Origin of the sequence: Paraburkholderia strydomiana (assembly GCF_031456815.1) — a bacterium.
Lineage (GTDB): Bacteria > Pseudomonadota > Gammaproteobacteria > Burkholderiales > Burkholderiaceae > Paraburkholderia > Paraburkholderia caledonica.
Map to the genome: position 1 here is coordinate 1 of NZ_JAVDVL010000033.1, position 12,555 is coordinate 12,555.

Annotated in this window: 9 protein-coding genes and 4 pseudogenes; 9 read left to right on the plus strand and 4 right to left on the minus strand. The window is 57.4% G+C overall.

Annotation, left to right across the window (positions count from 1 at the left end; translation table 11 throughout):
- From J2W46_RS34055 to J2W46_RS34070, 4 genes are all read left to right on the plus strand, one after another.
- Positions 1–628 (plus strand): glyoxalase (locus J2W46_RS34055; RefSeq protein WP_310360354.1); only part of this gene is annotated, 628 nt, incomplete at its 5' end.
- 79 nt (positions 629–707) lie between these two features.
- On the plus strand, positions 708–1,400 hold the full coding sequence (locus J2W46_RS34060; protein WP_310360358.1) for a YoaK family protein: 693 nt from the start codon (positions 708–710) through the stop codon (positions 1,398–1,400).
- Between the two features lie 71 nt (positions 1,401–1,471).
- Positions 1,472–2,908 carry an alginate export family protein gene (locus J2W46_RS34065; RefSeq protein ID WP_310360361.1) on the plus strand — a complete coding sequence of 479 codons (1,437 nt, stop codon included), beginning with the start codon at positions 1,472–1,474 and terminating at the stop codon, positions 2,906–2,908.
- Between the two features lie 35 nt (positions 2,909–2,943).
- Positions 2,944–4,524 carry a Na+/H+ antiporter gene (locus J2W46_RS34070; RefSeq protein ID WP_310360364.1) on the plus strand — a complete coding sequence of 527 codons (1,581 nt, stop codon included), beginning with the start codon at positions 2,944–2,946 and terminating at the stop codon, positions 4,522–4,524.
- A gap of 36 nt (positions 4,525–4,560) precedes the next feature.
- Here the strand turns inward: J2W46_RS34070 and J2W46_RS34075 are convergent.
- Positions 4,561–4,864, minus strand: a pseudogene (locus J2W46_RS34075) (IS66 family transposase); the annotation flags it as partial.
- Between the two features lie 123 nt (positions 4,865–4,987).
- Here J2W46_RS34075 and J2W46_RS34080 point away from each other — a divergent pair.
- Positions 4,988–6,030, plus strand: a pseudogene (locus tag J2W46_RS34080) (IS1182 family transposase); the annotation flags it as partial.
- Between the two features lie 648 nt (positions 6,031–6,678).
- Complete coding sequence (locus J2W46_RS34085) at positions 6,679–7,881, plus strand: styrene monooxygenase/indole monooxygenase family protein (RefSeq protein WP_310360378.1); 1,203 nt, start codon at positions 6,679–6,681, stop codon at positions 7,879–7,881.
- A 120-nt stretch (positions 7,882–8,001) separates the two neighbouring features.
- Here J2W46_RS34085 and J2W46_RS34090 read toward each other — a convergent pair.
- From J2W46_RS34090 to J2W46_RS34100, 3 genes and pseudogenes are all read right to left on the minus strand, one after another.
- A pseudogene (locus J2W46_RS34090) lies at positions 8,002–8,191 on the minus strand (IS701 family transposase); the annotation flags it as partial.
- A gap of 418 nt (positions 8,192–8,609) precedes the next feature.
- On the minus strand, positions 8,610–9,032 hold the full coding sequence (locus J2W46_RS34095; RefSeq protein WP_310360367.1) for a cupin domain-containing protein: 423 nt from the start codon (positions 9,030–9,032) through the stop codon (positions 8,610–8,612).
- Between the two features lie 118 nt (positions 9,033–9,150).
- Positions 9,151–9,441 (minus strand): hypothetical protein, encoded by a 291-nt coding sequence (locus tag J2W46_RS34100; protein WP_310360370.1) that lies wholly within the window; start codon positions 9,439–9,441, stop codon positions 9,151–9,153.
- Positions 9,442–9,973: 532 nt separating this feature from the next.
- Between J2W46_RS34100 and J2W46_RS34105 the strand changes: the two genes are divergently transcribed.
- The 3 genes and pseudogenes from J2W46_RS34105 to J2W46_RS34560 form a co-directional block, all read left to right on the plus strand.
- Positions 9,974–10,726 carry a winged helix-turn-helix domain-containing protein gene (locus J2W46_RS34105; RefSeq protein WP_310360372.1) on the plus strand — a complete coding sequence of 251 codons (753 nt, stop codon included), beginning with the start codon at positions 9,974–9,976 and terminating at the stop codon, positions 10,724–10,726.
- A gap of 133 nt (positions 10,727–10,859) precedes the next feature.
- Positions 10,860–11,357, plus strand: a complete 498-nt coding sequence (gene dps / locus J2W46_RS34110) for a DNA starvation/stationary phase protection protein Dps (RefSeq protein WP_310360375.1) — start codon at positions 10,860–10,862, stop codon at positions 11,355–11,357.
- 573 nt (positions 11,358–11,930) lie between these two features.
- Positions 11,931–12,095, plus strand: a pseudogene (locus tag J2W46_RS34560) (transposase); the annotation flags it as partial.
- Positions 12,096–12,555: the final 460 nt, after the last annotated feature.

Consider the following 12,555-nt stretch of genomic DNA (forward strand, 5'->3'; position numbering starts at 1 on the left):
TACTATTTCGGTGTTCGGATTCAAGACGCCCGTTCCGTATCCCTTCGGTGATGAACGTACGGGCTATCTCGTCACAGACATGGACGGTGCGGTGAGGTGGGCGAAGGCACACGGTGCCGATGTCGTGGTCGATACGTTCCCTGACCCTATTGGTCGCGATGCAGTCATTGCGTGGCCGGGAGGTGTGCACATGCAGCTCTACTGGCATACGCAGGCTCCGAACTATGAGCCGCTCGAGACCGTTCCCGAGAACAGGGTATACGTTTCGCCGGGAAGGGCTGACGCCCTTATCAAGAACTGGATGGCGTTCTCGAACGGGAAGATTCTGTCTGACAACCGGCGTGCGCCGGGCGTTCAGATCGGACGCCCGAACGATACCTTCCGGCTCGTTCGGCTGACGTCGGGCTTCGGCAACATGGCCGTCTTCGTAACCGACGGGCATCTGCCGTACCCGTATGGCCACGAGATGACCGGGTACGAAGTAAAGGACTTTGATGGCACTTTAAAAAAGGCGCAGGCCGCTGGTGTCGTGGTTCTCGTAAAGCCTTTCAAAGCGGACCAGAGAGAATCTGCCATCGTCCAGTTCCCGGGGGGATACATTGCCGAGATTCATGCAATTGAGAAGTAGGGGAGCGTCACGACGAGGATAGAGTGCCGATAGACGAGAGGCTTTCCTGACTAACGCTTCTTCAGAGAGTTCGCTATTTATGAATGACGACAATCTGCTCTCGGCAACCGCGGGGTATGTCGACACCCTCAGCTTCGTCTCTCTGTTCGGGCTTTTCACGGCGCACGTGACGGGAAACTTCGTGCTTATTGGCGCTGCCGTCGCAGGGTATGGGCAGGGCATCTTCCTGAAGTTGATGGCATTCCCAGCGTTCATTCTTGGAGTTGCGCTAAGCAGCCTTATCATCCGTGGCCGCAAGCCTGAGACCCCGATGCGTGGCGCGTGCCTGCTTTACGCCGTCCAGGCGCTTCTGCTTCTGGCATTTTGCATTTCCGGCGTCAATCTCAGGCCCGGATTCAACCCTGAAAGTTGGCCCGTGGTGGCGTGTGGAATGATTGGAGCAATTGCGATGGGCGTCCAGAATGCTCACAGCCGCCTCGTTGCCCGGCCCGGTGTGCCGAACACTGTCATGACCGGCAATGTCACCCAGGTCATTCTCGACGCGCTAGACCTTTGCTCGCCGCGCGTTGGGGAAGATGTAAAGGCTGTGGCACGAGCGCGTATCGTCAAAATGCTTCCGGCAATCATAGCGTTTGCGGTAGGCGCCACCGTGGGCGCTCTTGCGTACAAATTTTTGGGGTTCTGGGCTCTTCTGCTTCCGACAATGGCGCTCGCCTGGTTGGCAATGCGAGCATGGATGCACCGGAACGCGGTAGGTAATGCTGTCTCTTGAACATTCTCCAGCGCTCTCCTCGTGTTCGGAGTGTCACCAGGAGCGTCTCACAGGGTGGGAGGTCCCGTGCGATGAGGCTCGCGGCACTTATAGGGTTTGCCGTTGCCGCGCTTGTGCTCGGGCTCAGCGAGAAGACGCAGGCGGAAAGCGGGATGCAACCGTCTCAGCAGACTGGCACACCGAAAGAGACGTGTGACTCCAGGCGACCGGTCGTCATGTTCAATCGCTGGCAGGAAGACTGGTCCGTTCTCAGGAATCCCTGCGTACCGCGCAAGCCACTCGACGGCCTTAAATATGTCCCACTCGGGAGCAACCCCTATTCATATATTTCGCTCGGTGCAAATTTACGCGAGCGCTTCGAGTTCAGCGGGACACCGCTTTTCGGGCTAGGCTTGGCAGGCTCCGATAGCTACGTGATTCAGCGAGCGCAAGTTCATGCTGACGCCCGCATCGGCCAATACCTGCAATTTTTTGTCCAGCTCGAGGACGCAAGAGCCTTCGGTAAGGACCAGGTGAAGACGACAGACAAAAATCCGCTCGATTTGGAGCAGGCGTTCGTTGCCTGGGTGAGTCCGCTCGGCCCGGGAACGATAAAGTTGCGCATCGGGAGGCAGGAAATGGCCTTCGACTTGCAGAGATTTATCTCTGTGCGTGACGGTCCAAACGTGCGGCAGGCATACGATGCATTATGGGCGGACTACGAGCAGGGGAAGTGGCGGTTCATCGGCTACGCGACGCGGCCGGTTCAGTACCGCGATGTCTCAGCATTCGACGACACGTCGAATCGCCATTTGACCTTTAGCGGCGTGCGTTTCGAACGTCAGGGCGTTGGGCCTGGAGACCTATCTGGATATTATTCGCTTTATACCCGTGCCGGTGCGCAGTTCCTTGATGCGCAAGGCGATGAGCATCGCAATGTATTTGACCTGCGATATACGGGGAAAATTGCGGCCACAGATTGGGACGTGGAGTCGATGTACCAAACGGGCCACGTCGGCGACAAGACGATTGCTGCATGGGCGGTTGGCTCGCTGTTTGGCTATACGCTCGATTCTCCCTGGAAGCCGCGGTTCGGTTTGCAGGTTGATGCTGCATCCGGTGACCGCCATTTGAACGACGGCCGCGTCGAGACCTTCAATCCGCTTTTCCCGAACGGCTATTACTTCACGTTGGCGGGCTACACGGGGTATGCAAATCTCATCCACGTGAAGCCCTCGATCATGCTCAAGCCGTCCAGCAAACTGGCCTTGTTGTTTGCCGTGGGATTGCAATGGCGGATGAGCACGAACGATGCCGTTTATCAGCAGGGCAATGCGGTCGTGCCAGGTACAGCGGGTCACGGCACGAGATGGACTGGCACCTACGCACAAATACGTGCTGACTGGACGGTGGCGGCCAATCTCATTGCATCCGTCGAGGCTGTTCATTTTCGGGTTGGCAACTCCATCCGCGAACTGGGCGCCAGCAACTCCGACTATGTCGGGCTGGAGTTGAAGTATGGCTGGTAGCGCGGTGCGACCGATACCCGTGCTCGAAATTGTCCATGAATAACGTCCAATCCTTCTACTACCTGCTTGGGCTGTTGGCGAGTGCCTGCGTACTGACACGGGTTGCCGACTTCGTGGCATGTCCTCGCGCGCTGGTACTCCTGGTCGGTGGGTGCTGCGCCGCTCTAGTCGGAGGGCCTTCTCTTGAGATCGACCCCGGTCTTGTGCTGGCAGCAGTCCTTCCGCCGCTGCTGATGTCCAGCGCGTTCTATACGGCATGGGACGACTTTCGCTACGAAGTCGGTCCGATCGTTTCGCTGGCGCTGGGGGCAGTGGTGTTTACTACTGTCGTCGTCGCGGCCGTCGTGCACCTGGTCAATCCATCCTTGCCGTGGAGCGCGTGCTTTGCTTTGGGGGCCATCGTGTCTCCGCCTGATGCAGTTGCGGCCAAGGCCATACTCCAGCGGAATCGCCTCCCGGGCAGGCTGGTCACGACGCTCGAAGGGGAAAGCCTCGTCAATGATGCGTCCGGCCTGTTGTTGTACCAGATAGCCGTTCTGTCCGCATCAGACGTCAATATCACCGTGGCTAGCGGCGGCACACTTTTAGTCTCGCTAAGTGCCATCGGGATTGCAGTCGGGGCGCTCAATGGAGCGTTGATGGCATGGTTGATCGCCAAAGTCGACGACGTGGCTATCGGCATCACGGTGACTTTCATTATGGCGTGGGCGAGTTACGCTGTGGCTGAGAAAATGGGTGGCTCTGGCGTGCTTTCGGTCGTTACGTGCGGACTGATATTGGGAATTTGCCAGCATCGGATTTTCGCCGCGGCGATGCGACTGAAAGCGAAGGCCACGTGGGAAGCCGCGGAGTTCATCCTCAACTCTCTGGTTTTCATCCTTATCGGACTTGCACTGCGAGGCATCATGGTCCGCATGCGACAGCAGGATACGTTGCTTGTCGATGGACTGAAGATGGCAATACCCGCCATCGTCGCAACGTTCGCTGCGAGACTGATATGGGTTGGCTTCACGATGTACCTTCCGGGGCAACTGCTCAAGGGAGCTCACGCGATTCGGGCCTGGTCACTTCGCGAGGCTGCTGTCCTTTCATGGGCGGGTATTCGGGGAGTAGTCACCCTTGTAGCTGCACTGGCGTTGCCCAACGGCTTTCCGGCGCGAGACCTCATCGTCTTTAGCGCGTTCGCACTCATCATATCCACGTTGGTCATTCAGGGCGGGACACTCTCCGTTCTGATTCGCCTCATTCGCATTCGTGTAGTACGGCGTCCAACGATGTCTGAACTGGAGGCAAGGTCGAAAACTTTCAACGCAGCCTTGCAGGAGCTATCAACGAGAAAGGCGAGCAGCAAGAACATTGACGACGTAGCGATCGAGCGTCTCCTTGACGAATACAAGGTTCGCGTAGGCAACAACGAACGAGCCTATCGCGAGGGAGCCGAACAGGTGGATGTCAGAGCACGACAACTGCGCCTGGAACTCGAGATGGTGAGCGTTTCACGCAGAGAGCTTTTGCAACTCAAGGATGCTGGTCACATCGACGATGCGGTCCTGCATCGGATAGAAGCCGAACTTGATTTCGAAGAGTTGAGGCTCTTGCGCCTGCTCGAGCCGTAGGCCCGTCGGCGCGAGAACCCGCGTTGAGGGATTGCGCTAGCTGACCGTTAAAGGCGGACGCCAGCGATGTGGCAGTAATGCAGCGATGTCGCTTGCCCTGTGGGTCGACAGCCGCATGAGGACGTCGTTCAGCTGGGCGTGCGGGTCATGCCCGTCAAGTTATGCCGGCCTTATCAGGTTCATGATAGCGGCAGCGCGTTGGCCTGCCCGTAGTGAGCCGGCGAACAGACAGTTCGCTCGGCCGATGGCCCTAGTTATAGTTTTCTATCCACTTGTTATCTATGGGCAGGTGCCCGTCATCGAGATAACGGGTGACCGCCTCGCAACGCTTGAGACTGTAGCCAGCGCTTTCGCGATCTTTAAACTTCCGAAACCAGCTTGCGCTGCGTCACCATACATTCCGGCTTGTGTGAAAACGCATTGATCGCCCTAACTGAATCAACGCGCTGAGACCAGGTGACTCATGAAGCGATTCGTTGAAGGCGATGACCGCAAGCAGGTCGCACTACTTTCCGAATGTGTCGATGACTACGTCGGGCGGGACAATCTGGTGAGAGTAATCGATGCCTTCGTCGACGAACTTGATCTCGCAGAACTCGGTTTCAACGGTACTATACCGGCGCTCACGGGCCGGACGTCTTACCATCATGGCGTGGTGGTGAAGATCTACACCTACGGCTATCTGAACCGGTACCGTCGAGCCGGAGGCTTGAGCGCGAATGCCAACGCAATGTTGAGCTGATGTGGCTGACAGGACGGCTCGCTCCGGACTTCAAGACGATCGCGGACTTCCGCCGTGACAGCGGCGCGGCGATCCGCAAGGTATGCCGGCGTTTCGTCGAACTGTGTCGCGGGCTTAAACTGCTATCCAGAGACATGGTGGCTATCGACGGTAGCAAGTTCAAGGCATCAAACACTCGCCACAGGAACTACACGGCAAGCAAGATCGACAAGCGTCAGAAGCAGATCGAGGAAAACGTGCAGCGATATCTCGATCTGATTGAAAGTGCACACCGCACCAGTCCCACCGGGTTCGATGTAAAGACGGTCAGGCTCTAAGAGAAGATCGCCGTGCTGCGCCAGCAGATGCGTGAGCTCAAGCAGATCGGCAGGCAACTGGAAGAGCAGCCGGACAAGCAGTTGTCGCTGACGGATCCGGACGCACGCTCGATGGCAACGAGTGGAAGAGGCTCCGGCATAGTGGGCTACAACGTCCAGGCAGCAGTTGATACGAAACATCATCTGACCGTTGAACACGAAGTAACCAATGTCGGCGACGATCATGGACAACTCAGCAAAATGGCAATATCCGCGAAGCGCGCGATGGGCAGATCGAAGCTGAAGATTGTTGGGGACCGCGGTTACTTCAGCGGGCCGGAGATAAGGGCATGCGATCTGAATGGCATCAGCGCGTATGTTCCCGAACCGCTCACATCGGCATCCCGGAAAAAAGGTCTGTTTACGAAGGCCGACTTTATCTACGTAGCGAAAAACGACACGTATCGGCAATCGCTCGCATAGCCGCGAAAAACCAGTTTCCACACAAGCTGATTCGTAAAGGGCCATCGCACACGGGTTTGGCCCGAGTCTGCGTGTTGTATTGAGACCCGAGGGAGAGACATTGATCCGCGTTGCGTAGTGGGTAGCCCTACCGTCTCACGGCAGCGGGGCCCGAAGAACTCAGCATGCGACTTTCACCGCACTGGCTCGAGCACAGCATTAAGCGTCGCGATGACGCCGGTCTTGCCAACGGCACGAGCCCTTCGCAAGCATCACATCGTTGATTCGCCTCATCGCTGAGACGAAGTGCGCTGAACCGTAGGGATACCGGTCTCTCACAAGCTTCCCCTCCATGAATGTCGTGCGTGAGATCAACTGCAATTCCACGTTCCGCCCAACGAAATGCCCGCCTAGACAAAGCTCAAGTAACGGAATAGATCGAACGTCATACCTGTTCTAGAACATCGTGGGGGATTTGCCTTTGATCTATCCACAAGCAGATTTGCGGTAAACGTCGTGGGTCCGCAAAAGCGGTTTGCGTAATCCTTTGAGGTGAAAAGCTTGCTACAGTACAAATCTAGTCGGAGCCAGCCGACGTCGGAATCTGGGAATTGCAGTGTCGCCATTGTCGGTGCGGGACAGTCGGGTTTGCTGATGGCGCTCGGTTTGCTCGATCGCGGTTACCGCGTGACTTTGGTAACGAACCGCGACAGCGATGCCATCGTACGTGGCAGAGTAATGTCCAGCCAATGCATGTTCGGTGAGGCTTTGCGAATCGAACGAGACCTTGGGTCTCGCTGCTGGGACAGTACGTGCCCAACTGTAGACGGCATTGGCCTTGCCGTGGCACACCCTGAACAGCCGGGAAGAAAGGTCATCGATTGGGCCGCTCGGCTGAATCGACCCGCGATGTCGGTGGATCAGCGGATCAAGATGTCGGTTTGGTTGAACGACGCACGGAGTCGAGGCGCGGAGGTAGAATTGCGCGAGGCGGGGGTCCCCGACCTCGAGTCGCTCACGGCGTCGCATGACTTGGTGCTGGTATCAGCAGGCAAAGGTTCGGTTGCCGACTTATTTCTTCCGGACCCGCGGCGTACCCAATTTCACCAACCTCAGCGCACGTTGGCATGTACCTACCTTCATGGGCTGGAGCCGACAGAAGATTTTTCGCGAGTCGCGTTTAGTATCGTCCCGGGAGTCGGCGAGTGCGTCGTGTTTCCGGCGCTGACCGTGAGTGGACCATGTCATATCGTGATGTTCGAGGGCATTCCGGGCGGGCCTATGGATTGCTTCAATGACATGCCGTCGCCGAAGCAGCATCTCGAGCGCTCGCGTGCGCTCCTGAAGACGTATTTACCTTGGGAGTACGCTCGTTGTTCAAATGTTCAACTCACCGATGAATACGCGACCTTGTCTGGACGCTTTACCCCCTGCGTGCGTCAGCCGGTCGCAACGCTTCCCTCTGGACGACACGTTCTCGGCATGGCGGATTCGGTAGTTCTGAACGATCCAATTACGGGGCAGGGCGCGAATAGTGCCGCCAAGTGTTGCGAGATTTACCTAGATTCGATCCTCCGACACGGCGACGGGCCTTTCTCTGCCGACTGGATGCTGAACACGTTTGAGCGCTATTGGGACTACGCGCAATATGTCGTCCAGTGGACCAACACCATGCTAATGCCACGTCCCGCACACATTTTGAAAGTACTCGCTGCGGCAGGTGAGCATGCATCGTTGGCCTCATCGATCGCAAATTCATTCGACGACCCGCGTGAGTTCTTTCCTTGGTGGATCGATGCGTCCGAGTCAGAGCGGTGCATCGCTGCGCACTCCGGGGTAAAGCGAGCGGGATTTTGACGAACCTACTTCTAATACTACTGTGTCGCAAAAACATGTGGAGTTGCGCAGCAGTACGGGCATCTTTGTAGCCGCCTGGAGATATGGGCAGCCATTTGCCAGCGCAGCGTTGCGACCGAATCAGGTACGTGGCGCTGCATGCGCTTGGGAGCCGCGTGGGATGTAAGTCCGTGGGTAAGGGAGATGCACTGCGGAATTCGGAGTTTTTTACTGCCTTTATTAAGGTCGCTGTGCGACGAGAAACCCATAGGCGGCGATGCATAGGGATGCGATGATGAAATCCACGCCACCCGCGCCCCTCGAAGTGTCCTTTCAGGACCAACGGGCATTATTGCTCCTGCCCATTCCGATCTTGCCGTCGTCTCGCGGCCTGGAGAGATTCGGCGAGGACGGCGTTCAGGCAGGAGGTTGTGGGCCCGCACGACGCGATAAACCCGTTTTGCGATAAACGCGTGGAGAGCTCATTGCGTCGCATCGGCGTCTGAGCAGCGCCCATGCACACGGCATCCGAATGTGGGCAACTCGGCAATCAGCTCCTGAAGCTTGGCAATAAGCGGCCTATCGTACAGGCTCGGCCTCTTGCGTCGGTCAACCCAATCGGACTGTCGCCTCGACTTGACTGTGAGCTTTGACCGTTACGCACCCACGACCTCACAGACCGTATCATCGATCGTCTTCCGACAGCAATTATGAGCGCGCAAACAATTTTTTGCCTGACCCTCGTGTCCTCAAATATGCGGGGGCGCTCCATCAAGTGAAGGTAACATTGTGACACTCTCTTGGTCGGCGGGGTCGGTCCGAGCGATTATTACGACGGCGGGGTCATCGGAGTCATTGTAGGGCAGGTGTGGCACTCCCGGTGGTATGTAGAAGAAATCGCCCGGCCGTACGATGGCATGCTCATCCAGTCGGGCGCCGTACCATACCTTTGATACCCCGGTCAGTGCATAGATGGCCGTCTCATGGCCCGAATGCATATGAGCCTTCCCCCTCGCGCCCGGAGGGATGGTTGCAAGCTGTAGATTGATGCCGACCGAGCCAACGGTATCAGCTGAAATTCCGACAGCATATGTGAGTCCTTGTTTTCCTTCAAATTCCTTCTGTGCACGCACCAGTTTGCAACTCAAACGTTCTTCAACAGTTGGTTTCATCGTTCACCTTATTCTGTACCGGTCGAGCGGTTAGTGTAAATGAATGCTTCCCTCAGCCGCGTCCAAGACCGAAGTTGTATGCAGGGCTATCGCGCGCCGCGCCTCGGCAATGTCGGCGTCATGTGCGCCGTACCGCAAGAGAAACGATTGCACTGCGTCCGCACTGTCCACTTTGAAGTGCCGCTGTGACTTTCATACTGGTCGGTCGAACGTCGTTAAAAAGCGCCGTTACGTAGACCAAATCAGAAGCGTAGGCGAGTTGTCGACGCTGTCCTATGAGTGCGGCGAAGGGGAAGACGCGCACGCGGTGGCGATAAAGGATATCGGGCACGGCGGCCATCGCAAACATTGCCGCAGCCTGAGACACTCCGCTGCCTGGGATCTTGATGCCCGCGGCGCTTTCACTCACGGAGCGTCCTCCGACTAACCACAAAATTCCGCCAGTTCTCAATTGCAACCATTTGAACGACGCGTCGGCGATCCATACCGACCGGCGCGTATCCGGCTGATGACATCAGCCTTACGTTGCCCGACACCCAGACGTGATAGGGACGCAATCGATATTCACGCTAGCTCCGTCCAACGTAAAAACGGGGACCTGGACAATTTTCATTGAAGCGGGGCAAGCGCGGAGGGCTCGCCCATGCGCATCCCTATGCCGTAGATGGGACATGTGGTCGGGATATGTCGTAGGGCGACGTGGCTCGTTGGTTACGGGCGGGCTGCTTGGAGCCGTTGGGGAGAATCATTGGATGATATGCGGACACGGCCTCCGTCAGTTGCGAGAACCTGGCCCAAATCTGGAACAAGTCCTCACTTAACGTGATTCAGACGGCGAGACTTAATCTGCATAACGTTCAAATCGTTATGCATGAGCGCTTTGCGGCTACCACTGCAGTGCCGATTCATCTCCGTTTGCACATCGGGGCAGAGAGCTTAAGATGATCCGGGTCGGCCCGCTTCTGATATCTTCCCACAGGCGCGGGATCCGTTCCCGCGGCGAGTTCTTCCGCATCAGCAGCCAGACATTCCACATACTGGAACTGCTCATTCAGGCCAACGGCGCGACCCTGTCAGGGAAGGAGATGATGGGCCACGTCTGGCCGGACTCCGTGGTAAAGCGAAACAATGTGGATGTCCACTTTGCTGCATTGCGGAAGGCTCTGGCCGGTGACCGCGACCTGATCCGCACGATTCCAGCTCGAGACTATCGGCTCATTGCGCCGGGAAGCGCCGTAGCAACATCGGCTTGGGCAATGGCTGGTTCCGGACCGAGTTTGACCCACTTAGCGCGTATGCGCTCCGCAATAGTGTTTGGCCGCGAAGGCTCGATTTCCGACATCGTCGACGCAGTTTCCACGGCAAAGACGGTTACGCTGGTCGGCTCGGGTGGCACTGGCAAGACACGTGTCGCCATGGAAGTGGCCGCGCGCGTCGAAGACCTCTTGTGCCATGGCGTCATATTTCGGCGGTCCCACGCTGTCCAGTGCGCGGTGCCGGCTAAATTGCAGTCAGAGCTCGGCAACCTGCGAGCGGCGCTGCATTGGGCGTTTTCGCCAGACGCCAACCGCCGCCTCGCTGCTGATTTGGCGGCTGTTGCGGTGCCGGATCGATTCGATGAGTCGCTGATAGACGGGTGCAGCGAGAGAGCCCAGTTGCACTCGAAGCGGTGCTGGATCCAGATGCGAGGTTGATTGCGTCGCACACGCGGTTGCTGATCAAGACTGCTTATGCGGCAGAACCGAAACAATCGCTTGGCGACACGCGCCGCGTCGAAGATGCATAATTCCACAGGCAACTCACGGGAAGTCATTCCCGGTTCGTAATATGGAGGTCATCATGTCGCTTCATCCAACCCGTAACACACTGCCGAACGAAATCCGCGAGAAGTCCGTACAGCTATTGGGCCAATCGCTCGTAGCCGCAATCGATCTTCAGCGACAGGCGAAGCAGGCGCACTGGAATGTGCAAGGCCCGAACTTTATTGCACTGCATCTGCTGTTTGATGATGTTCATACGGCCGCCGTTGAATGGGCGGATTTGAGTGCGGAGCGCCTCGTCGCTCTGGGTGGCACGGCGGACGGTCGCGTACGGCACGTGGCAGACAACACAAAGCTCGAACCGTATCCGCTGGAGTTGAAGGAGGGAATGGATCACGTCCGTCATGTGGCAGGTGCACTTGCAAAGTTCGGCCAGCAGGTGCGGGACGCCATCATCGCGTCGGCCGATTTTGGCGATGCGACAACGTCGGACGTCTTTACGGAGATTTCGCGTGGCGTGGACGCATATCTCTGGAAAGTAGAGGCCCATCATTACGCAGCTTAACGCGTTCGCTACTGCACCGTTCGAACGTTCGGACTGCAGCAACAACGTGGGGGAGGGGGTTGACTTCCGGCTCAGCGCCAGGCGCGAATTGGCTGCTCCCAACCCTTTTTTTGCAACAGCGGTCAGGAGTCAAGGGCTCGCTCCCAAGACAATCACGCCCTCAGTGGCGACGTGAACACTTGCCAGCACAAGCGACGGCGTCGCTCTTGCCGCCGTCCAATGCGAATCGGTGGCATAAGCCGCCGATTCGCCACTGGCATTGGGCTAACGATCCCAGTGGTAGCTTTCACTCCTTTTTGCCGGTAGGCGGCGCAACGCATGCGTGCCATTCTGCTGCGCCACCGTACCGCGCTGATCAACCAGATGCGCGAGCTTGTTGGCGAACTCGGTCTTGCGATCTCGCGGTCACCGGAAGCGTTCAAGCGTGCGGTCCCGGAGCCGCTGCGTAGCAGCGCAGACGAGCTCACCCCGTTTTGCCAAACGCTGCTGACCGAACTCCTTGAGCACCTGCACGCGATCGAAGAACGCACCCACTTCTTCGAGCTATCCATCTACTCGTTCATGAGGCAATCGGCACTCTGCCGCAAGGTCGCCCAGATACCCGGCATCGGCCCCATTACCGCGACGGCCATCGTCGCAGCAGTTGGCGACGCCAGACAGTTCCGCAATGGTCGGCATCTGGGTGCATGGCTGAGCCTCGTGCCGCGGCAGTGTTCTTCCGGAGTAAAGTCGCAGCTGCGTTCTTCTGTTGGCCAGTTGCGAATTGCTGTTTGGCACTATTCCTGCCGCCAGCCTGGTCGACAAGCGGGCGGCATTCACGCTGGTGGCGCCACTAAACGCTAATGAGCAGGGATATCGCAATGCGACTCAACTTGGGACGCGTCAGCTCGGGCTACGTAATAGGATCAGCACAAAGCGCTTGAAACGTCCGGAACGCGAAAACTACCTAAGACCATCCGCGATATGCCAAAAACGCACATTGTTATTGTCCGGACGCGAGTGGGTAGCCTACATGACAACTTTACGTACGACCACTTGCCGGCGCGAAGCACTTGGGTTGTCCATTCTGAAATTGACATAATCTTTATTATCAACGGAATGGATGTCAGGGCTTTTTAGTAATGTCCGGTTCTGGCTCATTAGAAATGTCCGGTTTCCTGCTCCCGGCTGTCTGTTGTGGCGCATGCTGCGGCATCAC